Genomic DNA, 24,208 nt, shown 5'->3' on the forward strand with positions numbered 1-24,208 from the left:
TTTTCATTCGGCGCACTTTGCGCGGCTCTGGCGCTTTCTGCGATGTTCCTGCCGTTTATATGTCTTTCTGCCGTGAATATTGTTTGTTGGCGGTTCTGGGCGTTCGCGTGCGCTTCTGGCTGTTGTTTTATGGCTTGGCGGCTTGTTTTACGGTGGTATGTCTCTTTTATGCCGCTGTTTGCGCGCTTTGTGCGTGGTTTCGTTGGTTTCCTTCTTTTATCTGTCGTTTTATTGTTGTCCGGCGGTCGCCGTTTTTGCGTTTGTTGTGTGCGGCGGTTTCTGCGCTTTGTCCGGTTGTTTTTGACGGCGGTTTGTTTGTTCAACATTTCTGTGCTGATCGTTTCTTTTTGTCGTTGGTTTGTTTTTTTTGCGCCAATTTTTCTTTATTGTTGATGTCCGTTTTTATATTTTTTTCTGCCGTTGAATGTTGTTTGTTGGCGATTTGTGTTTTTACATTTCCGCATTATAAATCGGAGTTTCTCTCGGCTTAACGGTTTGTTTTGCGTAATATGTCTTTCTTTTCTGTTGATTGCGCATTTTTGTCTTTTTTTTGTATGCTTTGTGAGTTGCTTGTCTTTTTTTTCGCATTTTCTGCTGTGGTTTTCTTTCTTTTGACGCTTTTTCTCCTTTTCTTCCCTGTCTAAAACAGAATTGACCGGGGGCTTAGCCCGTGCCGGAGCGGCGCGCAGGCGTTGAAAAAGCGGTTTTTTGCCGTGTGCTGTTTTTTTTGGCGGTTGAGATTGGCGGTCGGCGGACTATGGTCTTTTTTTTTCTGTCGGGTGGCCGCTTTTTTAATGGAGCGGAAGCGGAACTGCGCAGGGACGGTGTGGCGGTGTTTGTGGGGCCGTGCGCTTTTTGCCTGTTTTTTCGTGTGGTGCGCTCCTGCTTTTTATTTTGGTTTTTGCATTTAACTTTCTGTTAAAAAAGTGCTTTTAATTTACAATTCGGGGTTGCAGGGATATAATATTTGTATGACAGATTTACTTACTGATTCAGAATTTGAAAAATTTCGCAAAATTATTTACGACAAGAGTGGTATTACTTTTTCGGCAACAAACCGTTCGATTCTTGATTCGCGCTTAAAGGAAAAATTGCGCGAAAAAAATCTGGCTTCGGTTCAGGATTATTATAATTTGATTATGTCGGATGAAGGCGAAATGAAGACGATGCTCGATTCTGTTACGACTAATTTGACTCGTTTTTTTAGAAATCAGCCGCATTTTGATGCTCTTGTTCATTATGTAATTCCTCATATTATTGAAGAAAAAAAGAAAACTGGTGGAACTGTTATTAAGATTTGGAGCGCCGGCTGTTCTACTGGTGAAGAACCTTATACGATTGCAATGATTTTAAAAAGTCTTTTGCCTCCGCCTTATACTTTCCAGATTACGGCTTCTGATATTTCTTTGAAGTCTCTTATGGTTGGTCAGCAGGGATTTTATCCGGAATCTAGAATTCAGGGAATTCCTTCAGAATATTTGTCAAAGTATTTTATTAAAACCGAAAACGGTTATCAGGTTTGTAAGGAATTGATTTCTACAATAAAATTCGACTACCACAATCTTAGAAACGATTCTGGTATGAGAAATCTTGATATTGTTTTTTGCCGTAACGTTTTGATTTATTTTGACGAAGCGGCTCAGAAAGCGTGTATTGACAGATTTTGGGACGCTATGGGCAAAAAATCTTATCTTTTTATCGGTCATTCTGAATCGCTTTTTGGAATGGATACGAAATTTGAATTTTTAAAGACAGACTGGGCTTGTCTTTATCAGAAAAATTTATAGAAAAAAATATTTTGCTTAGATGAATTTGATTTGCGGCTCTTTGTAAATATATTTTTGTTTGAGCGCGCATTTCTTTCGATTTTGTTATGGGAGATTTAAAAATGGACGACATTTCGGTTTTGGTTTGTGATGATTCTGCGTTAATGAGAAATGTTATTTCGCGGGTGATTGACAATACTCCTGGAATGAAAGTTATTGATAAAGCGATGAACGGGCAGTTCCTTATAAACAAACTGGAATATACAAAGCCTGATGTTATTATTTTGGATATTGAAATGCCTGTTATGACGGGAATTGAATATCTTCGCTATCGTAAGGAACATGGTCCTGATATTCCTGTAATCATCTTGTCTTCCATTGCTGAAAAAGGTGCTGCCGTAACCATGGAAGCTCTTGAACTCGGTGCCTGCGATTTTATTACCAAGCCAAACGGTTCTGTTTCTGTAGATATTAACTCTGTTGCTGACCGTCTGATTGAAATGATTGCTTCTTATGGCGGAGCTCAGGCGCGTTTTAATGGAAAAAATGTATACAGCACTGATTTTTACATTCGCTTGAATTCGGAGCGTGCGATTGAAAGAAAACTTCATGAGGCTCTTGGCGATAAAGCTAAAGATGTCGTAATTCCTCCTCCGAAGCCGATTCCTATTCCAAAAGATTTTGAAACTTCTATTCCTCGCGAAAAGAAAAACATTGTTGCTATTACTCCGTTGCATGCTCCTGGAAAAATTAAGCTGATTGCGATTGGAATTTCGACTGGCGGACCTAATGCGTTGCGCGAAGTTTTTGCAAATATTGATCCTAATGTTAAGCAGCCGATTATTGTTGTTCAGCATATGCCTGCTGGTTTTACAAAAGAATTTGCTGCAAGCCTTGACAGAATTTGTCCTTTGAGCGTAAAGGAAGCGGAAGATAAGGATATTCTTGAAGAAGGGCATGTCTATATTGCTCCGGGTGATTTTCATATTGTGGTTGAAAACAACGGTTTTGGAAAATATCAGATTCGTACAAACCAGCTGCCTCAAAGAAATGGGCACAGACCTTCGGCAGATGTTATGTTTGAGTCTGTTGCAAAGGTTTTTAAGTACAATGCTCTTGGTGTAATTATGACCGGCATGGGAAAAGACGGCGCTGTTGAACTTGCAGAAATGCGTAAGCAGGGTGCGTGGACTTTGGGACAGGATGAAAAATCTGCCATTGTTTATGGAATGCCACGTGTTGCATGGGAACTTGGCGCTGTTCAAAAACAGGTTGCCTTGGACAAGATGGCTGAAGAAATAAGCAGCCTAGCAATTTCAAATTATTAGAATGAATATTTAAATATTTAAAATTAAAAGAAGAGCGGTGATTGAGTTTTGAGCAATTTTAGCGCAACATTCACCGCTTTTTTTATATTTTTTGTTTTATGATTGGCGACAATGGTATGAATGTTGCCCTGCTAAAGATAAAAACTGCCAGTTCGCCTAAGAAAAATGCTGCGATTCCCGCTAAAAACCTTATAGTTTCGCTAAATTGAATATTTGCCGGAAAATTTGTCATTTTAAACAGGGCAGGGGCAAAAATAAGTCCAAGAATGCAAAGTGTTATGGGCAGGAAAAGTGCGCAAAGTCCCTGCAAAATTCTGACTGGAGTTTTTAATGCTATGCGGACGATATTTCCTTCTTCGAGGTTAAAATTCTTTACGTTTAGAGCTGTAAATGTCTTTGCGCTGTGCCTGCATGTCCTTATCGAAGGGCAGTTTATGCAAGCTGACGAAAAAACTGAAGCCAATAAGACTTTTTGAGAATTTTGCGAAACAGTAATGACCCTGGCAAAATTAAGCATTTATCTGTCCAAAATTTTTGATTGCTTTTAACTGCTCATCGCAGAGTTTGTAGCCGACTTTATTGCCTGTTTCTTCGTATGTGTCGCGTAAGTTAAAGAGCGCGTCGTAATAATACGGATCGATTGTAATTGCCTGTTCAAAGGCTTCGGAGGCGTTTTCGTATTTTTCGAGATTAAAGTAGATTACGCCGAGTGTGTTCCAAAGCCGTGAATTGTTGCAGTTGTTTTCCAATCCTTCATGGCAGAATTGTAATGCTTCGGTTGTAAGGCCAATGTTAAAATCAATTAAAGCAAGCATTTCTATTACCTGATCATCTTCGGCTTCGATTGAATAGGCCTTGTCCAAAGATTCTTTTGCACGCAAAAGGTCGCCTGTGTCTCGGTAAGTAACGCCAAGATTATACCAAAGGCGGTAGTTGTTTTTTTCCAAAGTGATTGCCTTTTGAAAACATGCAATCGCTTCTTTATATTCGCCGTTGGCTGCAAGTTTTATTGCCTGAGAATTAAGTTGTGAAACGTTTTCTTTTTTTGCCGGCATATTCGTACTTCCGTTTTTACTGTGGTTAACGCATTGAATTGAAAAGTTCTTCAATCAAGGTGCCGATTTCTGTTTTTGTTCCGTAAAGCAGTGCAAGTTCCTGGCTTTTTTGTGTTACAAGCTCAGAACCTTTTTTTGCCGCCTGCTCAACCGCTCCGCTCTGTGTTAAAAGCTGAATCGCTTTTTCGACGGCTGGACTTTCAATTCCTTTATTTTTTGCCTGTGTAAAATATTGGGCAAGTATTTTTTCGTCCTGTGGATTTTTTTGCAGATGAAGAAGAACCGGCAGAGATTTTTTGCCTTCGACAATATCATCTCCGCGTTTTTTGCCTGGATTTCCGGTTGTAAGGTTTTTTACATCGTCAATAATCTGGAATGCAACACCAATGTCCTGAGCGATTTTTCCAGCTTCTTCGATTTCTGAATCAGTTCCGCCACCTGCAAGAATTCCGAGTTTGACCGCAAGTCGTGCGAGTGTTCCTGTCTTGTTACGAACCATGGCTGTATATTCTTCGATTGAAGGAATTAAGTCCGGATTTCTGTGCCATTTAATGTCCATTGCCTGGCCGAGATGCAAAAGGCGCAGTTCTTGCAGAAAAAGTTCGTAGAGGCGAAGTTTTTCGTCTGAAGAAAGATTTAACGCTTTTATTGCAGTTGTTGCTTCAAAATAAAGCCAGCTTCCTGCGTTTATGGCAACGTCCATTCCGTAAGAAATGTGCGCGCATGGTTTTCCGCGGCGTGTGTCTGCTCCGTCTTCAATGTCATCGTGAATAAGGCTTGCAGTGTGTGCAAATTCAACAAGCGGAGTTAAACCGTAGGCTTTTGTTAAATCTACATCTGTTTTTTTTGCCTGGGCTGTCATTTGCGCGCAGAGCACGAGAAGCAAAGGACGCCATCTTTTTCCGCCAAGCGAAACCAAATGTGCGCAAGGCTGTGTTAAAACCGAAATATGCTCCTGATTTATGCACGAATCTATTTTTCCGAACGACAGTTCTTTCCAGCTGTCATTAAGTTCTTGCGGCAGAAATTTTTGTAGAGAAAGCTCAATTTTTTCAAGGCGAGATGTAAATTCTTGTTTCATAATTTTATTATAACTCAAAAATCATATTTTGTGTACGAGTGATTTTGAATGCGTGAAGGATTGGAAGGGCGGCTTATAAAGCCGTTGCGGAACGAAGTGGAGCAATGGAGGCGGAAGCCGGAACCCTGGAAAGCCTGACGGCAATTTTTTGCCGGCACGCCCTTAAAAATCCAAAAAAAAGCAGTAAACTTTCATTTACAAAACAGTAAAAAAATGAGTAAAATTTGCCGATTAAGAAATATGGCATCGAACAGTTATGAAAAACCGGATTTTTGGTCGCAAAAAGCTTTTTCGGAAGGGTATTCTGCGCGTTCGGTTTATAAATTAAAAGAAATTGACGAAAAATTTCATATTCTCAAAAAAAACAGCACGGTTTTGGATTTGGGTGCGGCTCCTGGAAGCTGGACGACCTTTTTGCTTAGAAATTTGAGTCCGGAAAGCAAGGTTGTTTCCTGCGACTTGAATCCTCTTGCAAAAGATGTAAAGGGTGACAATCTTGTTTTTATCCAGGGCGATTTGACTGACAAAACTATTTTGGAAACTATAAAAAAAGAAGGTCCGTTTGATCTTGTGGTTTGCGACGCTGCTCCTAAAACAACAGGTAACAGAATTGTCGACACTGCGCGTTCTCAGGGACTTGTAAAAATGGCGATTTATTATGCCCAGACAATGTTGCGTCCGGGAGGAAATTTTGCGGTAAAGGTTTTTCAGAACGGAGACCAGCAGTCGCTCTTAAAAATGATGCGCGAAGTTTTTACTTCTGCAAAAGGTTTTAAGCCTGTTGCCTGCCGTGCCGAAAGTTTTGAGACTTATCTTATTGGAATAAATAAAAAAAATGTTTAAGGCCGTTTTTTTATTTGCAATTGCGTCTGATAATTGCATTGCTTGTATTATAGACAGGATAAAAAATGAAATTTAAAAATATTGATTTTGCTGGTTTTAAAAAGAAAATATTTAGCATGAAAACTCTCGCCTGTTTTTCTGTCGCCGCAGCTTCTTTTAGTGTCGTTTTGACGATCGGACTTTTTTTGCAACCTGAAGAGCAGGAAGAAAACGGCCAGGGAGGTTTTGAAACTCCAGGGTTGCCTGTTGTTACAGAAAGCGAGGTTGCCCTTGTCGAAGAAGAAAATCTTAACTTGAGCGAGATTTGCTACACTTCTTACCGCGTGCATTCTGGAGATATGATTAGCGTTATTGCGTCAAATTTCGGAATTACGGAAGATACCATAATTTCTGTAAACAATATCCGTTCTTCCAGACTTTTGCAGATTGGAACTTATTTAAAAATTCCTTCGATTCCCGGAATTCTGTACACTGTGCGCAAAGATGGCGAGACTTCTCTTTCGATTGCTGAAAAATATAAGATTGACAATGCAAAGCTCTGCGCAGTAAATAAGGTTTCGGAAAGCGACTCTCTTTCTGCCGGAACAATGCTCTTTTTGCCGGATGCTCATCTGGATTGGGTTACCCGTCAGGAAATTAACGGAGATTTGTTTAAAAAACCGGTGCATGCAAGATGGTATCTGTCTTCCGCTTTTGGATGGAGAAAATCGCCTTTTACAGGAGCGCGTTCTTATCACAGCGGAGTAGATATGGCCTGTCCTCAGGGAACAAGAATCTATGCGGCAATGGACGGAAAAGTTACATCTACCGGTTTTAACAACACTTACGGAAATTACGTGATTGTAACCCATCATTCTGGTTATAAAACGCTTTACGGACACATGAGCGCAATTGCAGCTGTAAAAAATCAGTACGTAACACAAAATTCTGTAATCGGCTATGTAGGAAGCACAGGTTTGAGCACAGGACCGCACCTGCATTTTACGGTTTTTAAAAACGGCAAGCAGATAAATCCTCAGAATTTGTGGAATTAGACGGCAGCTTTTCCGGCTTTTCGCCCTTCCGCTATTCGCTCCATTTGAGCGGCACTGAGCCGCTCAAACTGACGGGGCTACAATCCGGGCTGTGGAAAACTTTTTTTATAAAATCAAAAAATCTGTAAAATAAAGCCTTTGAATTTTCTGTAAAATCAAAATCGAATTCAATTTTTCTAAAAGTTCTGAATTTATTTTTTCTTCGTTTTTTTTAGCCAGTTCTTCGGCTGTCTGTTCAGAAAAATAATTGAGTATTATTTCGCGCATTTTTTTCAGATTCCGGTCTAGTTCTTCGTAAAAAGTATGGTCGTCACTGTATTCGATGTATGGCGTTATAAGCACGATTTTTGTTTTTCCGTTTTTGCCGGGTTTTGTTGCGGCGCGTAGTTTTCCGATTTTTGTAAAGGCCTTGCTTTTTTGAGAAGAAAAACTTTTAAATTCTGCCTGATTTAAAAATATTTTTTCGCTGTCTTGCAATGCGTCTTTAGTTTTGCTTTTTGAGCGCAAAATTGAGAAAATAATTCCTGTCAAAAAAACAATCGCCGCGAGAAAAACTAATATTCTTGTTAAAATTTTATTCAATCTGTCCATTTTATTCTTTTGTTTCTGAGCCGGCATTTAATTCAAAATATGGCTCTAAAATTGAGTAAAGCCTGTTTTTTATTCTTTTTAAATTTGGAGAATTTCCGTTTGTTTCTGTCACAAAAATTGAATTTTCGTAAGTTTTTTGTTCTTCCTGCGAAACAGAAAATTTCTGCCCGATTCGCGCCTTTACGTGGATTCCGTCGGTAAGCCATTCCTCAGTGAGCAAGATGCCGTTTTTGCGTATGTCGTTTAAAAGCGCGTGTTTTTCTGTTGGAATTATCAAGTTTTGGACTTTGCCTAAGAGGCTGTCGCAGATTTTTTGAGTGAGCTGCTCAAAACCGTCATGATTTAAGGCGCTTATTTTTACCGCATTGCTGAATTCGGCATAAAGCCGGACTGCCTGCGGACTTTCCGCTTCGAGAGAATCTGTTTTGTTCAGTACGATTATTCGCTTTACCTTATCTGCTTTTATTTCTTCAAGAACAGAAACGACTGTTTTATACTGTTCAAAAACATTCGGATCGCTAGAATCAAGAACGAGAAGCTGCAAATCTGCGTTTTTTGCTTCTTCGAGGGTGGATTTAAAGGCGTTTACGAGAGAATGCGGCAGGTTTGAAATAAAGCCGACTGTGTCCGTAAGAAGAATTGAGCCGCCTTCTTTTAAGTTGAGCCTTCTTGTTGTTGGGTCAAGGGTTGCAAAAAGCTTGTCTTCGACAAAAACTTCGGCTCCAGTGAGTGCGTTGAGCAGGGTTGATTTTCCGGCATTTGTGTAACCGACTATTGCACAGGACGGACATGGCGTTCTGTCGCGTTTTTTGCGCTGTGTCTGGCGGTCGAGCACAACCTGGGAAAGTTCTTTTTTTACAAGTGCAATCTTGTCGCGAACCTGTCTTTGATCGAGTTCGAGCTGGGTTTCGCCGCTGCCTTTTGAACCGTAATTTCCGCCTCGTTGTCTTGCAAAGTCTCCGTACATGTGGGCAAGCCGCGGAAGTGAGTATTCGAGTTTTGCAAGCTGCACCTGAAGAACGGCTTCTTTTGTCTGCGCCCGTGCGGAAAAAATCCGTAAAATGACTTCCTGCCTGTCAAAAACTGCAAGTTTTGAAAGTTTTTCCCAGTTGCGCTGTTTTCGCGGTTCAAGAATGTAGTCAAAAATTATTGCATCTGCCTGAAGCTCTTTTGCAAGTGCGCAAAGTTCCTGAGCCTTTCCTGAGCCGATTCCATAGGCTGGAGAAGGTTCATAGCGCGTCAAATTTACGCTTCTGACTGTTTCTATTCCGAGTGTTTTACAAAGACCTTCGAGTTCTGCAAGCGGAACTTCCGGCTGGCCAATAAGCAAAGCTTTTATTTTTTGATTCTGTTCTTCTTCAATTTCTATCATGTTCTAGCGTTTATAAAATGCGAATTTTATAACAAAAATAGTATAAAATATTTTGTAAAAACAGTGAATTCCTTACTTTTTTTTGCCGATTTTAGATAGAATAGAGAAAATATTTTTTAATTTGCAGGTGAAATTTTGACTTCGAGTCAGAAATTTTCTGTAAGTTTGCTGATTTCTGTCGTAATTTTTGCTTTTTTTTCGGTGATTACACTTTCTGGACAGTTTGATTCTATTGAAGCAAAATTTTATCAGCCGGCTGTAAGAAAACCGATTGAACAGAAAATCAGGGAACTTTCGGAACAGGAAAAACAATATAATCAGATTCTCTTTGAGCGTTTTGCTTCTTTTGCTTCGGACGATTCTGTGCTTTCTTTTACAAAATCAGTTTCGTCGGACGAGGAAGTAAAGTCGCGTGCTTTGGCTTGTGCAAAGATTTTTTCTTCGTCGCCTTATTTACAGGGAATTCGCATTGTTGATTCTAACGGCCGGAAAATTCATTACAGCAGTTTTGAAAGCGACAAAAAAAAACAAAACGAACGCTCGACGGTTTACGAAGATTATTCGAATTTTGTAAAAAACGGGCAGGAAGTTGAATTTGAGCTTTTGGATTGCAAAAACGGCCGGAAATTCAAGATTTTTAATGATTTTGAAAAAAAACGCATAATTTATTCGTTGCCCTTTATTGGAAAAGATAATTCTGGAAAAATTTCGCAGCAGGCAGACGTATTTTTTTATTGCGGAACCGAAGATTTTCTAAGATTTTTGTATTCAAAAAATAAAATCAGTCTTTCGGAAAAAGATGGAGCGGAATATCTTTTTACAGGCAATTCTGATTGCGCAGGTTATATTTTTGGACTTCCTTATTCAAATTCTGAGCTTTTGGGAAACGGTCTGGAAGCACTGCGCGAAAATGTCCGTAAAAAGGTTTTGAATTTGGCTGAAAACAGGCGGACTGAACTTTTTGAACAGAATGTTGGTTTGACAGGAACTTATCTTCTTTTGGATAAAACTGAAGATTCAAGCGAGCAAATTGATTCTGAAAAAAAAGAATTTTCGACGGAAAATGCAGAAGAAAATAAAGAGCCGCTTTCTGCAAGCTATAATTTTGCGGTTTTTACGAAGATTGTGGATTTGGGCGAAGAAAATTTTAGTTTTCTCTGTTTTGTTTATGACGGTGGAATGTTTAAAATTTCCCTCGAGCTTCGTATTCTTTTGTTATCTCTCGTTTTTCTAACCTTGTTTTTGACGATTTTTTTGATTTTAAACTTAAAACGTGATGATTTGAGCGTGATAAAAGCGAGAATAAACCGTTTTCAGAAAATTTTTGCCGAATCGTACGAAAATTCCAAAGAAAAACTTCCTGGCGAAGAACTAAAAAAACGAAAAAATGAATTAAAAGAAGAAATTAAAAAAAGCCTTGGCCGTCGCGGAAAAAAATATCCCGCCGAAATTGATGCGCTTTTTGAAAACGGCTGGGCAGAGCTTTTTGAAACAACAATTTTTTCAGATTCCCCGAAAAATTCTCAGTTTCAAGAAAGCGTAAAAATAGACAGCACCGAATTAAAAAATGTTCTCGAAGAAATTTTGGGCAGCGGACAACTGAGCATTAACGTAAAAAATCAGGAAAACGCAAAAAAAAGCGATGTCCAGAAGAGTTCAGACGAGATTGAGCCGGTTGAAGAAGCCGAAATCGTAGATGATGTTGAGCCGGTTGAAGAAGTTGAAAGCGTAGATGACGTTGAACCGGTTGAAGAAGCCGAGAGCGTAGATGATGTTGAGCCGGTTGAGGAAGCCGAAAGCGTAGAAGATATTGAACCAGTTGAAGAAGCCGAGAGTGTAGATGATGTTGAAACGGTTGATGAGGCTGAAAACGTTGATGATGTTGAAGCGGTTGATGAGGCTGAAGCCGATCGTGTAGCTGCAATTGAACCAGTTGAGGAAGCCGAGAGCGTAGATGACGTTGAGCCAGTAGATGAAACCGAGAGCGTAGACGAGATTGATCCGGTTGACGAAGTTGAGAGCGTAGATGATGTTGAAACGGTTGAAGAAGCCGAGAGCGTAGATGATGTTGAGCCGGTTGATGAAATCGAGAGCGCAGACGAAATTGAGCCGGTAGATGAAACCGAGAGCGTAGATGAAATTGAGCCGGTAGATGAAATTGAGAGCGTAGACGAGATTGAGCCGGTTGATGAAGCCGAAAGTGTAGCTGCAATTGAACCAGTTGATGAAGCCGAAAGCGTAGACGAGATTGAACCGGTTGATGAAACCGAGAGCGTAGATGAAATTGAGCCGGTAGATGAAATTGAGAGCGTAGACGAGATTGAGCCGGTTGATGAGGCTGAAGCCGATCGTGTAGCTGCAATTGAACCAGTTGAGGAAGCCGAGAGCGTAGATGACGTTGAGCCGGTAGATGAAATTGAGAGCGTAGACGAGATTGAGCCGGTTGATGAAGCCGAGAAAGTAGACGAGATTGAACCAGTTGAAGAAGCCGAGAGTGTAGATGATGTTGAAACGGTTGATGAGGCTGAAAACGTTGATGATGTTGAAGCGGTTGATGAAATCGAGAGCGTAGATGACGTTGAAACGGTTGAAGAAGTTGAGAGCGCAGACGAAATTGAGCCGGTAGATGAAATCGAGAGCGTAGACGAGATTGAGCCGGTTGAGGAAGCCGAAAGCGTAGACGAGATTGAGCCAGTTGATGAAACCGAGAGCGCAGATGCTGTTGAGCCGGTTGATGAAACCGATAGCATAGGCGAAACCGAGAATGAAGACGACACTGAAATTCAATTTGCTGATGGCGAAAAACTGGATTTTAGCAGTCCAAAACCAAAAAAATTGGATTCTGATGAAGACTTTGAGTTTGCAGAAGATTTTAAGGTTGGTAAAATAGATTTTTCATTTTTGGACGAAGACGAAGATAATAGCGAAGAAGAACAAAAAATGCAAATACCAGAAGACGAAATTGTAGAACAGCAGGAAAAAACTGACTTTATAGAAACATCAGAAGATTCTCAAGATTTGCCAGAAACTGAAAAAGTTGAAGAAGTTGAAGAAGTTGAAGAACTCGATACCTTAGAAACTCTTTCTAATCAGGAAGCGACACGTCCGTTTATGTTTGCTGGATTTGCTCAGTCAAAAAACAATATTACCGACTTAACTTCGATAAACTCAAAAGCTATTGTTGAAAGTGAAGATGGAACGTTCCATATAGAAGGCGAACCTGAAAAAACAGATTACGTTCTTGACAGAAATTTGGAAGAACTTGTTGAATCAGTGATTTGGAAAAAATAAAATTCTGACACTGTGGAGCGACCGTACTTTAATCCATCTGTTGAAGTTCTATTGCAATTTCTTCCATTTCGCGGTCTGTCATTGCAATTGTTTCGGCAACGCGGAACAACTCTCTGCGTACGCTTTCCGGAACTTTTGTCGAGGTTTTGTAGTGCAGTTCATGTTCAAGACTTGCCCAAAAGTCCATTGCAATTGTGCGGAGTTGAATTTCGACTTTTACATTGTGAGTTGTTTCCGAAAGATAAACTGGAACTTCAACAACAAGATGAAGGCTTCTGTAGCCGCTTTCTTTTGGATCTTTTATGTAATCTTTTTCTTCGATTAAACTTATGTCCGGTTGTTTTAAAAGAATGTCGCGGACTTTGTAAATGTCGGAAATATAAGGGCAGATTACTCTAATTCCTGCAATGTCGTTGAGATTTTTTGTCATTGATTCAAAGTTGAACGGCAGATGTTTTTTTTCGAGTTTGCCAACTATGCTCTGCGGACTTTTGATTCGAGTTTTTACGGTTTCGATTGGATTTCTGCGTCCAGTAACTTTATTTTCTTTATTTAGAATGTCGAGTTTTGTTTCAAGCTGCTTTGTTGCGCTTTCGTAAATCATCATTATCTGCTGAAACTGGATTGCGATTTTGTAAACATCGTCCGGATTCGACAGAGTTTTTTCTATTATTTCAGGAAACTTATTTTCTTCCTCAGTCACATTTTGCATTATTTTACCTTTTTTAAGCTTTAACTCTAAAATAAAATATAATGATGAAAGTTACTTAAAGGCAAGTTTTTTGCCGAATAAATCTTCTCTCCGAGCTTTGCTTCTTTTTTAAAGTCCCAGAAGTTCTTTTGCCGTTCCAAATGCCGTATTCTGTTCGAGTTTTGCTCCGCATTTTTGAAAAAGAGGGAGCAGACTGTCCGTAATTTTTTTATTTTGCTCGAAAACTTTTTCGTTTTTTGAACCATAAACGAGAGTCAAAATTAAAAAAACAAGTGGAGTTACGTTCGAAGTTTCTGTTTTTTCTGTCATCTGCGGTTTTGCAATTTCTGGAAAATCTGTCAAAAACATTTCGAGCGTATTCCAGCTGTGAAAACTTATCAGCCTGTAAATGAACGTGTTTGGAATTGAAGTCTGAACTTTTGTTCCGTCTTTTTTTGTAAATGAAAAATCCGCACGTCCATTTGCCTTGTTTGTGGCGGCGCCTTTTTGAATTAGCTTTTTTGCAGTTTCTGCATCGTCGGTTTCGGCGGCGAGATAAAGCGCGGTGTTTGACATTTTTGCGCCGGAATTGATTTTGAATTCGTCTGGATTTTTTATTGAGCCGATTATAAAGTCAATTATTTTGTTCAACTCATTCAGCTTTGATTCAATTTCCTCGTCGCGGCAATAATATGCGTAGAACATGATTTTTCCAAGTCCTGATTCTATGTAAGTTTGTTTCATGCTGTGGCTTACTGTCAAAAATGCTTCTTCCAGCCGTTCTTTGCTTGCGTGGCTCAGGTCAAAACTTGAAAGCAGCTGGTTTGTTCGGAAATCTGCCATTCCTTTTGCATAAGAACTGCTTCCGCCTTTTATTGTTGATTTTGTCTGGATTGCAAAGTAGAGAGGGGAGATTCCTTCGATTAGGCGTGTGTTCAAATCTTCGTTTTTTGCCGCTGTTTTGAATTTTTTAAGGTCAGGATTTTGAATTGCTGACAAAAGCTTGTCTTTTGTGTTTGGCTTGTAGTCGGCAATTGCTTTTTCTTCTGCCAGTTTTTCGTTTTTGAACATTTTTGGCGCAAACTGAGTCCAAAACTGCTCTTTTTCATTGAAATTTTTGAAGAAGTTTTCGTCCAAAGGAGCGACCATTTTTTTAGAAACACCGTATTCCCAGACTTTTAGAGCCTGTTTTTTATTTTCCGTGTACATAAAAAAGGTAAATGCCTGCTGGACAAATCTTCCTGTGTATTCTTCTGCCTGAGAAATTGAATCGAATGCGTTTTTGTAAAATTCTGTGGCAGCGTTAAAGTCGAGTTCTGCTGTTGCGACAAAAGCCTTTAACCAGTTTACAAAAAAATCTGAACGTGCAGGCGCAATTTCTTTTGTCTGTTCATAAAATTTCTGCATGTCCTGGTTTTTGTAAATGTATTCTTGCATGACAGAGCGCCAGATATAAACGAGAGTCTGTTCTTTTGCAAGCTTGTATTCAAATGAATTTTCGATTTTTTCCGAATTTGAATTTTGGGTCTGTTTTTCAGTGTTTTTTTCAGCTTTTGTCATTTTTCTACCTGTTCTTGTAAACTTCTAAAAAGTGGGTTTTTAGAGATACATTTTATTTTTTTTCTGTAACTTCTTTTGCGCGGTTTAATGCGGCTTCAATATTGTCAAAAATATTTTCACGGCCGATTTTGTCTGCCATGCCGGTTTTTTCGCAGAGCATGTAAGGCTGTGTGTGAATTCCTGAGAGAATTATCTGAATTCCCTTTCTGTCGCAGGCCGCTTTTGCCTGTGTAAGAGCACGGATTCCGCCGGCGTCGAGATAGAGCGTATTTCTCATTCTAAAAATAATTGCTTTGACGTCTGCCCCGGCTCTTTCCATTGCAAATTCGAATTTTCGTACTGTTCCAAAGAATAAAGGACCGTCAATTTCGTAAACCATTACGCCTTTTGGAAGCTCAATATGTTCTTCGCTTCCGTTTCCCTTGATTCCTACGACAACTGTGCGGCTTCCTGACTGCACTTCCGACAAATCAATCATCTTTTTGATAAAGAAGAATGCCGCAAACATAAGTCCGACACCGATTGCATAAGTCAGGTCGACAAAAACTGTAAGAAGGAAGGTTACTGCAAGGACAGTAATGTCTGATTTTTGGCCTTTTATGAGCGAACGGATTGCTGGAATTCCTGCCATGTTCCACGCTACCTGCATTAAAACTGCTGCAAGAGCCGCCATAGGAATATATTCAACATATTTTCCAAAGCAAACCATAATCAGAAGAAGAACGACTGCATGAACCATTCCTGCAACTGGAGTTCGTCCGCCGTTGTTGATGTTTGTTGCTGTCCGGGCGATTGCTCCTGTAGCTGGAAGACCACCAAAAAGCGGACTGAAAATATTTGCGATCCCCTGGCCGATAAGTTCGTTGTTTGAGTCGTGTTTTGAGCCGATCATTCCGTCTGCAACAACTGCGGAAAGAAGGGATTCAATGGCTGCCAGTACTGCAATCGAAACTGCCGTAGGAAAAACAGTTTTTATCGTTAGTAAGTCGAGGGCTGGAAGTTTTGGAGATGGAAGTCCTGAAGGAATTTTATATCTGTCGCCGATTAAAACTGTCTGTAAACCGAATTTTTTGTTCAGAAAAATGTGAATTACGGTTGCAAGAATAATCACGATTAAACTTCCAGGAACTTTTTTTGTAACCTTTGGCCACAAGAATATTGTCGCAAGGCTTACGGCAGCCATTATAAATGAATACCAGTTTATTGTGCTGAGAGAAGACGCGTAAACAAGAATTTTTCCGGAAAAGGTTCCAGGCATTTTTGTGTATTCGTTTCCCAAAACCGTCATTGGAAATTCTGGAGAAAGTCCAAGAAAGTCGCCTATTTGGCCTGTTGCGATTGTGACTGCAATTCCTGCTGTAAAACCGACAACAATCGTATACGGAATGAATTTTACAAGTCCGCCGAGTTTAAATGCTCCGAGAAGAATAAGAATAATTCCTGCCAAAACTGTCGCGGTTGCGAGTCCTGAAAATCCAAGTTGCGGATTATTTACGATTGCATAGATGATTACGGTGAATGCGCCTGTCGGACCGCCAATTTGAACTTTTGTTCCGCCAAATGCCGCAATACAAAAGCCTGCAATGATTGCCGTATAAAGTCCAGTTTCCGGACTGCATCCTGAAGCAATTGCAAAAGCGATTGAAAGAGGAAGCGCTACGATTCCAACAATGATTCCTGCAATAAAATCTTGCGAGAATTTTTTGAGCGAATAGCCTTTTAGAGAGTAAAGCAGCTCTGGTTTGTACATCTTTTTCTCCGTGAATAAAAGTCAATGGATTGAAGGGCATCTCCAAAAAATAAAAACTGGCGGTTCCCTTGGTTTGATTGAGATTTATTGAATGAATTTGTTTGTGAAAAATATAGAACATTATTGCGTTTTTTGCGTTTATTTTCAATTCATTGCAATTTTTTACTGTTTTTGTACGGTTTTGAAAAATTGCAATTTTCAAATCTTCCCAGTACAATTTTCTCGTTATGAAAAGTTGCGCAGAATTTTTTTTATTTTCGATTTTCTGTTTTTCTTCACTTTTTTCGGGCTGTAAAAAATATCCTGAAATGACGCTTGAAGAAATTGATGCCTTTCGCTCAAGTGCTTCCGACGGAATCCTCTCAAAAACAATCAGTAAACCTTTTAAGGATGAAGGCTGGAAAATCGGTAAAAACGGCGGAGTCTGGAACGGAACAATTTCTGCCGATCCAAAAAGCTTTAATCTTTTGATTGCAGAACGCGACGCCTCAACTTCCGGAATTTTAAGTTATCTTACGGACAGCCTTGTCGATTACAATTATGTAAAACGTGAATGGCAGGCCAGGCTTGCAGACTTTGAAATTTCTACTGACGAAAAAAATGGAACTCTCGACGTAATCTACACTTTGCGCGATGACATTTTCTGGAGTTTCTACGGCAATTCGCAGCAAAAAGTAAAAATCACCAGCGATGATGTTGTTTTTTGGTACGATGAAATTTATGGTGATGAAGAATGCGCTTCGTCAGCGTACAATTCGCGTTTTATGGCTATGCCAGACGGAAGCGAAAAAGAAATCACGATTGAAAAAATTGATTCACGAAAATTTGTTTTTCATTTTCCGAGAATTGTGGCGGAGCCGATTTTAGCAACAAATATGAGTTTTGGACCTGCGTTTATTTACAAAACGGCAAAGGATAGTGGCGGAGTTTCTGCTCTAAGGCAGATTTTTAGCGTTGCGGACGATCCAAAAAAAATTCCTTCATGCGGAAAGTATTTTTTGACACAATACACGCCTGGACAGAGAATAGTCTATGAAAAAAATCCTGATTATTGGGAAAAAGATGCCGAAGGCAAGCCGATTGTTTATCCAGACAAAAAAATCTGTCAGATTGTGGCGGACAACAATACTTCATATCTTTTGTTTAAGCAGGGAAAAATTGAAGAATATGCGCCAGCTCCCGAGCAGCTTGAAAATCTTGTAAATGGAGCGGACAATTTTGGCGAAAACGGATATTCTGTTTTTTCGAGCGCAGGAAATCTTGACGCCGCATTTTGGACTTTTAACCAAAATCCACAGAATTCTGACAAAAAATACTACGGATGGTTTACAAAGAAAGAATTCCGGCAGGCAATGAGTTGTCTTTTAAATCGTGAACGTATTATAAGACAAACTTACCGTGGACTTGCAGAGCCAAAATATTCATTTTTTCCAGCGGCAAATAAATTTTATAACGAGGAAATTTTCCTTCAATATAGATTTAGTCACGCTCATGCGCAAAAACTTTTAGAAAGTGCCGGCTTTAAAAAGAAAGACGACGGTTTTTTGTATGACCAGAACGGAAATAAAGTTGAATTTGATTTGACGATTGTTTCTTCTAGCAACACTTTGTCGGATATTGCGCAAATAATTGTAGATGAGTGCAAAAAGGAAGGAATTGAGGTGAATGTGCGTCAGACGGATTTTCAGCGTCTCGTCGAGCAGCTTACGTCAACTTACGACTGGCAGAGCCTGATTATTGGTTTGAGCGGCGGAACAATCTTTCCAACTCAAGGGTCGAATGTCTGGCTTAGCGGCGGAAATCTTCATATGTGGTATCCACTTCAAAAAACGCCTGCAACCGACTGGGAAAAACGAATTGACTGGCTTTACAACGAAGCGTCTTGTATTGTTGACGAAAAAAAAGCAAAGCCGTACTGGGACGAGTACCAGAAAATTATTCTTGAGCAGTGTCCTGTAATTTATCTTGTGCGTGGACGTTCGTTTTATGCGCTGAATAACCGCTGGGATATGAGCAATGTTTATTTTGACAATGTCGGCGGTGCCGAAACAACGCATATTTTTTTAAAGTGATTGGCATAACTGATTGCCAAAATAATGACGAAATGGATTTTTACAGGTATACTGATTTTGTTTTTATTTTTTTGCATTTTTAAGGAGGCATGATAAAAATTACATCCCTGTAATTTTTATCATTACAGTTTGTTCAAGCGTTGCTTTCACAAACTGTGATTCTCGCCATCCGTGGCTCGCCGCTAACGCGGTGTTTTATTAAGGAGATGCACCTATGTTTAAAATTTTGATTACGGTTATAAAAATTTTTGCCTGGATGTTCAAGCGGGAAAAACTTCGGCATCAGTGTTTAAAACTCGAAAAACAGGGAAAAATCGCAGAAATGGATGCGATTCTGGCGGATATTGTTCCTCAGTGGGCGCGGTTTATTTGCGAAATTACAGGAACTAAGGTTGTCGTAAATGGACTTGAAAAACTTCCTGAAGATTCGGCCGTGGTTTTTATTGCAAACCATCAGGGATATATGGATATTCCTTCGATTTATGGTTATATTCCAAAATTTATTTCGTTTGTTTCAAAAAAAGAAATTGGTTCAATTCCGCTGATAAAAGACTGGATGCGCTTTTTGCACTGTACTTTGATGGACAGAAAAAGTCCGCGCGCTTCGGTCAAGGCTATTCGCGATGCTGCGGAAAATGTAAAAAAAGGATATTCGCAGGTGATTTTTCCGGAAGGAACCCGTTCAAAAGGCGGTCTGCATCATGAATTTAAGGCAGGAAGCTTTAAACTTGCCTTTTTGTCGCAGTCGCCGATTGTGCCGTTGACAATTGAAGGCTCATATAAGGTTTTTGAAGAAAAAAAGACGATAAGCCGCGGAAATACGATTTATATAACCGTACATGATCCAATTCCGACCGCGGAGCTTTCGCGCGAACAGCAGGCTGCACTTCCAGAAAAAATTGAAAAGATTATTTGCGAACAGCTTAAGCCTGCAGAAAAACTTTATATCGAATCTCATTCTAAATAGATTGAGTTTTTGCGGGAGATTTTTGTGAAAAAATTAAAAGTTTTTTTTGAAGCTGCATGTTCTTTAAAAGCAAAATTTCCGCTCGGTTCTTTTATTTTAACGCGTCTGGTTACAATGCTTGTAATTCTTTTTTTGCTTGGCTGGGCGCTTTTTGCGTTAATGGCGCTTGCGCCAGGCGATATTGTCGATCAGATGATGCAACAGCAGATTATGAGCCAGACTTCTGGAACTGGCGGAGCAAGCACCGCAAACAACAAAGTTTTTAACGAAGATCAGATGGCGATTTTGCGCTCGGAAATGGGGCTGGATCAGCCGTTTACGATTCAATATTTTAAATGGCTAAAACGCGTTATTGTAAATCATGATCTTGGAGTAAGCCTTATAAGCCGCGCTCCGGTGAGTTTTTTGATAAAAAGCAGAATTGTAAATTCGATTATGTTGAATTTGATTTCGCTCGTCTTTATTACGATTTTTTCGTTTTTGTTCGGAGTTTATTTTTCGAGCAAGGCAGGAACTAAAACGGACGTTGCGGCGACTTTTTTTGCGCTTTTTTTTCACGCTTTTCCGGGAATTCTTCTTTTGATTTTGTTTCAGCTTTTTGCGTCGGCAACTTCGCTCTTTCCAGTAACTGCCTATCCAGACTTTCCTTTTTCCGACGCTCCTGGAAAATTCGTTTTTAGCTATGTTCATCATATTTTTTTGCCGCTTCTGGCTTCGTTTTTGGGCGGAGTTGGTGGAACTATGCGCACAATCCGCTCGACAATGCTCGATCAGATGGGACTTCCTTACATTATGGCAATCCGCGCCCGTGGAATTTCTGAGAGGCGTGTTTATCTTGCCCATGCTTTTAGAAATACTCTCAATCCCTACATAACCGGAAGCGCAAACCTTCTTGCCGGACTTTTTTCTGGTTCTCTCGTTCTCGAAATTATTTTTTCTTATCCTGGAATCGGCCGTCTTATGTACGAAGCGGTCATGCAGCAGGACGTAAATTTGGTTTTGGCAAACAGTATGTTTATTTCGGCTCTTGTTTTGGTCGGAATGGTAATAAGCGACATTTTGCTTGCTGTCGTTGATCCTAGAATCCGTTATGGAAAAGAATGATGAAAAAACTTTTTGATTACATAAAAGTCCGCCCTCTCGCCCTTGTTTCCGTGATTTTTATTTTGATTTTGTATCTTTTTATGATTTTTGCGGAATTTATCGCTCCTTATTCACCTTCAAAGAGTTTTGAAGAAGGAACATTTCATCCTGCAAATGTTGAATTTTCAAAAAAAGGTCTTGTCGCACGCGAATTCCGCGTTTTAAATCCATCTTCGTGGCAGTACGCAAAAGTAAAGGGAATAAATCACAAAATTCAATTTTTTGTAAAAGGCGAAAAATACCGTCTTTTGGGAATTTTCCCGACAGAACGCCACCTTTTTGGAGTTCAGGCAGATGAATTGACCGGCGAAACTTATCCTGTTTTTTTGTTCGGAGCAGATAATCTTGGGCGCGACATGTTCAGCCGGATTGTTTACGGAAGCCGGATATCTCTTACAATCGGTTTTGTTGCGAGCGCAATAAGCCTTTTTCTGGCGATTGTGTTTGGAGGTTTCGCAGGATTTTTTGGAGGAATTGTCGACTGGACGGTAATGCGCTTTTCGGAATTTTTTATGCTTATTCCGAGCCTTTATTTGATTTTGTTTTTGCGTTCACTTTTAAACGGAAGCATGGATTCTGGTCAGAGTTATATGATAATCACTTTGATTTTGAGCCTTGTCGGCTGGCCGGGCAGTGCGCGCACTCTTCGGGGAATGGTTCACTCTATAAAGCGTGAAGAATTTGTTCAGAACGCCCAGCTTGAAAAAATTCCTTCGATAATAATTATTTTTAAGTACATAATTCCTCAAATTTCGAGTCTTTTGATTGTAAGCACAACTCTTTCGATTCCAGGTTTTATTATGAGCGAAACAACTCTTTCTTATCTTGGGCTTGGAATTTCAGATCCTGCTGTAAGCTGGGGCTCGATGATAAACCGCGAAATTTCAACCCTGTCAAATCTTAAAAATTTTCCGTGGCTTTTGATTCCTGTTTTTTTGCTTTTGGGCGTAACACTTGCATTCAATTTTTTTGGAGATGCGCTGCGGGATTATTTTGATCCGTACAGTGTTGTTTTTAAAAGAAGAAAAATTCGTTCAGAAAAATCGAAAGAAAACGGACAAAAAAATGAAGTTTTTAAGGGCGATGAAAAAAATCTTCTCAGCGTGCGAAATCTTCGGGTTGAATTTTTAATTCAGCGTGGAAAGCAAAAAGTGAATGTCCAGTCTGTGCGCGGAGTTTCGTTCGACGTAAAAAAAGGCGAAATCTTAGGAATTGTAGGCGAATCTGGTTCTGGAAAATCGGTTTCTACAACCGCAATTACGGGGCTTTTGCCTTTAAATGCCAGTGTTTTTGGACATATTTATTTTAATTGCAGAAATGATGAAGAGCTTTGCCGCAAAATTTTTGAAAAAACTCCCAAAAAAGCAGACGGCGCTTCGGACGGATTTATCGACCTTGCGGCTTTGAAAAATTCCCAGATGAGGTTTATCCGCGGACAAAAAATCGGAATGATTTTTCAGGAAAGTTCGCGGGCCTTTGATCCTCTTCAAAATATCGGCTCGGTCTTTTTTGAAACCCTAAAAAATCTTGATCCAAAAATTACAAAAGAAGAATCTGACGAAAAAGCCTGTTCCCTTCTTGAAGAAACTGGAATTACAGATGCAAAAAAACGCTTGAAAAATTTTCCGCATCAATTTTCCGGCGGACAACTTCAGCGAATAGGAATTGCGCTTGCGCTTGCTCAAAATTGCGAACTTTTGATTGCGGACGAACCGACAACCGCTCTTGACGTTACGATTCAGGCTCAAATCGAGGAACTTTTGCGCACCTTGAATAAAAACCGCGGACTTTCAATTATTTTTATAAGCCACAATATTGAACTTGTTGCCCGGCTAAGCCATAGAATGATTGTAATGTACGGCGGAAAAATCATGGAAAGGGGAGAAAGCCAGACAGTTTTTAATTCGCCAAGGCATTCTTACACAAAAGCTCTTCTTGCTTCGACTCCGCATTTTGGAATGCATTATTCTGAACAAAAACTTTCGTCAATTCCGGGACGCGTGTCTGATCCTGCAAGGCCTGAGCCTGGCTGCCCGTTTGCTCCACGATGTTCGTTTGCAAAAGAACAGTGTAAAAATACGGAATCTGAGTGTTATGTTGTTTTGTCCGATGGAGAAAAGTCAGAATGAATGAAAAATTTTCAGAAAAAAAAGACAATATTCTCGAAGTAAAAAATCTGACGAAAAAATTTTCGCTTGAATCAGGCTTTTTTGCCAGAAAAGACAGGTTTGTTTATGCGCTTAACAATGTGAGTTTTGAAATTGAACGCGGAAAAACTTACGGTCTTGTCGGCGAGTCCGGCTGCGGAAAGTCTACGGTTGCAAAACTTTTGGTCGGAATGTACAAGGCGGACAGCGGAAAAATAGTTTTTAAAAGTTCAGAAAATCGAAAAAACGAAAATGAGAAGAATTCTTCAATGATAAAATATATTTTTCAGGATCCTGCGCGTTCATTAAACCCGAGGATGACAGTTTTTTCGATTTTGACAGACGGCTTAAAACACGAAAAAAAAGGAATAAAAAAAGAAGAACTGAAAAAACTGGCGGAAGAAATTTTAGAGGAAGTTGGTCTTGTTAAATCTGACCTTGAGCGCAGGCCTTCGGAATTTTCTGGTGGACAGAGACAGAGAATTTCTATTGCGCGCGGACTTTTGATGCAGCCGCAACTTTTAATTTGTGACGAAGTTGTTTCTGCGCTTGATGTTTCGATTCAGGGACAGATTTTAAATCTTTTGCAGGAAATCCGCTCAAAAAGAAATTTAAGCTGTCTTTTTATTGCCCATGACTTGCGCGTAAGCTGTTATTTTTGCGACAAAATCGGCGTAATGTACCGCGGTGTTTTGGTTGAAGAAGGAAATGCCGAAGACTTTTACAAAACGGCATTGCATCCGTATTCAAAACTCTTGTTTGCCGGAGCGGAAGGCGGAAAAACTTCGTTTAAAAATGAAGGCGAAGTAAAAAGTTCTCTGGAAGCTTTGGAATGCTGTCCTTTTGCTCACCGCTGCCCAAAAAAAACAGAAAAATGTCAAAAATCTTTGCCGGAATGGACGGTTTTGGAAGACGGACACAAGGTCCGGTGTTTTTGTCTGTAAAAAAAATTCTGCTTTAAGGAAAATCTTAGCCCGGATCGGAACGGCGTAAGTTTTTGCGGTGATTGAGCTTTGCGAAATTGCCGCAAAAATGCAGCGAAAGCGGAACCGTGCAGAGCCGGATTGACCGAAAATGCGCTCCAAAATTTTGATAATTTGACCTTTTGCCGTTTTTGTAAGATAATTGTTTCTATGGAACAGGACGAAATTTCAGAAAACGAACGCAAAGCGCTGCTTGATGACGGTTTGCGCGAAATGTGTAATTTAATTGCAAAAAACAATGATCCACAGACAATTTATGATTTTTTCGGCTGCCTTTTTACTCCTGCAGAAATGAGGGATTTTGCGACTCGCTGGCTTTTGGTTAAGGAAATCGACAAAGGCACTACACAACGCGAAATTGCCAGAAAATTTGGAATGTCGCTGTGCAAAATTACGCGTGGTTCCCGGGAATTAAAAAAACAGAATTCGGCTTTCAGGCGGTTTCTGGAACTTGCAAAAAAGTTGTAGGTTTTTCCTGATTTAGTATTCAACTTCTCTTAACTTCAATTTTTTTCTTCCGATAATTAAACAAAG

General features: G+C 39.9%; 20 protein-coding genes. 12 read left to right on the top strand and 8 right to left on the bottom strand.

What is annotated here, in order from left to right; all coding sequences use genetic code 11:
* The 3 genes from B5D47_RS11395 to B5D47_RS01930 form a co-directional block, all read left to right on the top strand.
* Positions 1-491, top strand: a 491-nt coding sequence (locus tag B5D47_RS11395) for a hypothetical protein (protein WP_159443466.1), incomplete at its 5' end; no start/stop codon positions are given.
* Between the two features lie 480 nt (positions 492-971).
* Positions 972-1,787: a CheR family methyltransferase gene (locus tag B5D47_RS01925; protein WP_078930147.1), complete on the top strand. Its 816-nt coding sequence runs from the start codon at positions 972-974 to the stop codon at positions 1,785-1,787.
* A 101-nt stretch (positions 1,788-1,888) separates the two neighbouring features.
* Positions 1,889-3,094 carry a protein-glutamate methylesterase/protein-glutamine glutaminase gene (locus B5D47_RS01930; protein ID WP_078930148.1) on the top strand — a complete coding sequence of 402 codons (1,206 nt, stop codon included), beginning with the start codon at positions 1,889-1,891 and terminating at the stop codon, positions 3,092-3,094.
* A gap of 82 nt (positions 3,095-3,176) precedes the next feature.
* Here B5D47_RS01930 and B5D47_RS01935 read toward each other — a convergent pair whose 3' ends face one another.
* The 3 genes from B5D47_RS01935 to B5D47_RS01945 are packed head-to-tail and all read right to left on the bottom strand — an operon-like array spanning position 3,177 to position 5,230.
* The gene (locus B5D47_RS01935) at positions 3,177-3,611 is read right to left on the bottom strand and encodes a SoxR reducing system RseC family protein (protein WP_078930149.1); all 435 of its coding nucleotides are present in this window, start codon (positions 3,609-3,611) and stop codon (positions 3,177-3,179) included.
* Positions 3,604-4,149, bottom strand: a complete 546-nt coding sequence (locus tag B5D47_RS01940; RefSeq protein WP_078930150.1) for a tetratricopeptide repeat protein — start codon at positions 4,147-4,149, stop codon at positions 3,604-3,606. Before B5D47_RS01940 ends, B5D47_RS01935 begins: the two co-directional genes overlap by 8 nt.
* A 25-nt stretch (positions 4,150-4,174) precedes the next feature.
* The gene (locus B5D47_RS01945; protein WP_078930151.1) at positions 4,175-5,230 is read right to left on the bottom strand and encodes an FPP/GGPP synthase family protein; all 1,056 of its coding nucleotides are present in this window, start codon (positions 5,228-5,230) and stop codon (positions 4,175-4,177) included.
* A 240-nt stretch (positions 5,231-5,470) separates the two neighbouring features.
* On the opposite strand from B5D47_RS01945, the gene B5D47_RS01950 reads away from it, so the two are divergent.
* Together B5D47_RS01950 and B5D47_RS01955 are read left to right on the top strand one after the other, a co-directional pair.
* Complete coding sequence (locus B5D47_RS01950) at positions 5,471-6,073, top strand: SAM-dependent methyltransferase (RefSeq protein WP_078930152.1); 603 nt, start codon at positions 5,471-5,473, stop codon at positions 6,071-6,073.
* Positions 6,074-6,138: 65 nt separating this feature from the next.
* Positions 6,139-7,107, top strand: coding sequence for a M23 family metallopeptidase (locus B5D47_RS01955; protein ID WP_078930153.1), 969 nt, complete (start codon positions 6,139-6,141; stop codon positions 7,105-7,107).
* Positions 7,108-7,212: 105 nt separating this feature from the next.
* Here the strand turns inward: B5D47_RS01955 and B5D47_RS01960 are convergent, their stop codons facing one another.
* Together B5D47_RS01960 and hflX are read right to left on the bottom strand one after the other, a co-directional pair.
* The gene (locus tag B5D47_RS01960) at positions 7,213-7,689 is read right to left on the bottom strand and encodes a flagellar basal body-associated FliL family protein (RefSeq protein WP_159443467.1); all 477 of its coding nucleotides are present in this window, start codon (positions 7,687-7,689) and stop codon (positions 7,213-7,215) included.
* A 10-nt stretch (positions 7,690-7,699) separates the two neighbouring features.
* On the bottom strand, positions 7,700-9,070 hold the full coding sequence (gene hflX / locus B5D47_RS01965; RefSeq protein ID WP_078930155.1) for a GTPase HflX: 1,371 nt from the start codon (positions 9,068-9,070) through the stop codon (positions 7,700-7,702).
* A gap of 135 nt (positions 9,071-9,205) precedes the next feature.
* On the opposite strand from hflX, the gene B5D47_RS01970 reads away from it, so the two are divergent.
* Positions 9,206-12,361 (top strand): DUF4573 domain-containing protein, encoded by a 3,156-nt coding sequence (locus B5D47_RS01970; RefSeq protein WP_078930156.1) that lies wholly within the window; start codon positions 9,206-9,208, stop codon positions 12,359-12,361.
* A 28-nt stretch (positions 12,362-12,389) separates the two neighbouring features.
* Here the strand turns inward: B5D47_RS01970 and B5D47_RS01975 are convergent, their stop codons facing one another.
* From B5D47_RS01975 to B5D47_RS01985, 3 genes are all read right to left on the bottom strand, one after another.
* Complete coding sequence (locus tag B5D47_RS01975; RefSeq protein ID WP_078930157.1) at positions 12,390-13,073, bottom strand: GTP pyrophosphokinase; 684 nt, start codon at positions 13,071-13,073, stop codon at positions 12,390-12,392.
* Between the two features lie 108 nt (positions 13,074-13,181).
* Entirely contained in the window at positions 13,182-14,612 is a 1,431-nt protein-coding gene (locus tag B5D47_RS01980) for an ankyrin repeat domain-containing protein (RefSeq protein WP_078930158.1), read from the bottom strand.
* A 52-nt stretch (positions 14,613-14,664) separates the two neighbouring features.
* The gene (locus B5D47_RS01985) at positions 14,665-16,362 is read right to left on the bottom strand and encodes a SulP family inorganic anion transporter (RefSeq protein WP_078930159.1); all 1,698 of its coding nucleotides are present in this window, start codon (positions 16,360-16,362) and stop codon (positions 14,665-14,667) included.
* A gap of 227 nt (positions 16,363-16,589) precedes the next feature.
* Between B5D47_RS01985 and B5D47_RS01990 the strand changes: the two genes are divergently transcribed.
* The 6 genes from B5D47_RS01990 (at position 16,590) to B5D47_RS02015 (ending at position 24,142) form a co-directional block, all read left to right on the top strand.
* Complete coding sequence (locus tag B5D47_RS01990; RefSeq protein WP_078930160.1) at positions 16,590-18,434, top strand: ABC transporter substrate-binding protein; 1,845 nt, start codon at positions 16,590-16,592, stop codon at positions 18,432-18,434.
* A gap of 214 nt (positions 18,435-18,648) precedes the next feature.
* The gene (locus tag B5D47_RS01995) at positions 18,649-19,401 is read left to right on the top strand and encodes a lysophospholipid acyltransferase family protein (RefSeq protein WP_078930161.1); all 753 of its coding nucleotides are present in this window, start codon (positions 18,649-18,651) and stop codon (positions 19,399-19,401) included.
* A gap of 24 nt (positions 19,402-19,425) precedes the next feature.
* On the top strand, positions 19,426-20,505 hold the full coding sequence (locus B5D47_RS02000; RefSeq protein WP_234969874.1) for an ABC transporter permease: 1,080 nt from the start codon (positions 19,426-19,428) through the stop codon (positions 20,503-20,505).
* The gene (locus tag B5D47_RS02005; RefSeq protein WP_078930162.1) at positions 20,505-22,673 is read left to right on the top strand and encodes a dipeptide/oligopeptide/nickel ABC transporter permease/ATP-binding protein; all 2,169 of its coding nucleotides are present in this window, start codon (positions 20,505-20,507) and stop codon (positions 22,671-22,673) included. The genes B5D47_RS02000 and B5D47_RS02005 overlap by 1 nt, the downstream gene beginning before the upstream one ends.
* Complete coding sequence (locus B5D47_RS02010; protein ID WP_078930163.1) at positions 22,670-23,635, top strand: ABC transporter ATP-binding protein; 966 nt, start codon at positions 22,670-22,672, stop codon at positions 23,633-23,635. The genes B5D47_RS02005 and B5D47_RS02010 overlap by 4 nt, the downstream gene beginning before the upstream one ends.
* Before the next feature lie 189 nt (positions 23,636-23,824).
* Positions 23,825-24,142, top strand: a complete 318-nt coding sequence (locus B5D47_RS02015; protein ID WP_078930435.1) for a Trp family transcriptional regulator — start codon at positions 23,825-23,827, stop codon at positions 24,140-24,142.
* Positions 24,143-24,208: the final 66 nt, after the last annotated feature.

Origin of the sequence: Treponema berlinense (assembly GCF_900167025.1) — a bacterium.
In the GTDB taxonomy this organism is placed as follows: Bacteria; Spirochaetota; Spirochaetia; order Treponematales; family Treponemataceae; genus Treponema_D; species Treponema_D berlinense.

Excerpts from the sequence above, each read along its gene's own strand:
- B5D47_RS01925 (WP_078930147.1), top strand. The coding sequence starts at position 972 with ATGACAGATTTACTTACTGATTCAGAATTTGAAAAATTTCGCAAAATT.
- B5D47_RS01930 (WP_078930148.1), top strand. The coding sequence starts at position 1,889 with ATGGACGACATTTCGGTTTTGGTTTGTGATGATTCTGCGTTAATGAGA.
- B5D47_RS01935 (WP_078930149.1), bottom strand. The coding sequence starts at position 3,611 with ATGCTTAATTTTGCCAGGGTCATTACTGTTTCGCAAAATTCTCAAAAA.
- B5D47_RS01940 (WP_078930150.1), bottom strand. The coding sequence starts at position 4,149 with ATGCCGGCAAAAAAAGAAAACGTTTCACAACTTAATTCTCAGGCAATA.
- B5D47_RS01945 (WP_078930151.1), bottom strand. The coding sequence starts at position 5,230 with ATGAAACAAGAATTTACATCTCGCCTTGAAAAAATTGAGCTTTCTCTA.
- B5D47_RS01950 (WP_078930152.1), top strand. The coding sequence starts at position 5,471 with ATGGCATCGAACAGTTATGAAAAACCGGATTTTTGGTCGCAAAAAGCT.
- B5D47_RS01955 (WP_078930153.1), top strand. The coding sequence starts at position 6,139 with ATGAAATTTAAAAATATTGATTTTGCTGGTTTTAAAAAGAAAATATTT.
- hflX (WP_078930155.1), bottom strand. The coding sequence starts at position 9,070 with ATGATAGAAATTGAAGAAGAACAGAATCAAAAAATAAAAGCTTTGCTT.
- B5D47_RS01975 (WP_078930157.1), bottom strand. The coding sequence starts at position 13,073 with ATGCAAAATGTGACTGAGGAAGAAAATAAGTTTCCTGAAATAATAGAA.
- B5D47_RS01980 (WP_078930158.1), bottom strand. The coding sequence starts at position 14,612 with ATGACAAAAGCTGAAAAAAACACTGAAAAACAGACCCAAAATTCAAAT.
- B5D47_RS01985 (WP_078930159.1), bottom strand. The coding sequence starts at position 16,362 with ATGTACAAACCAGAGCTGCTTTACTCTCTAAAAGGCTATTCGCTCAAA.
- B5D47_RS01990 (WP_078930160.1), top strand. The coding sequence starts at position 16,590 with ATGAAAAGTTGCGCAGAATTTTTTTTATTTTCGATTTTCTGTTTTTCT.
- B5D47_RS01995 (WP_078930161.1), top strand. The coding sequence starts at position 18,649 with ATGTTTAAAATTTTGATTACGGTTATAAAAATTTTTGCCTGGATGTTC.
- B5D47_RS02005 (WP_078930162.1), top strand. The coding sequence starts at position 20,505 with ATGAAAAAACTTTTTGATTACATAAAAGTCCGCCCTCTCGCCCTTGTT.
- B5D47_RS02010 (WP_078930163.1), top strand. The coding sequence starts at position 22,670 with ATGAATGAAAAATTTTCAGAAAAAAAAGACAATATTCTCGAAGTAAAA.
- B5D47_RS02015 (WP_078930435.1), top strand. The coding sequence starts at position 23,825 with ATGGAACAGGACGAAATTTCAGAAAACGAACGCAAAGCGCTGCTTGAT.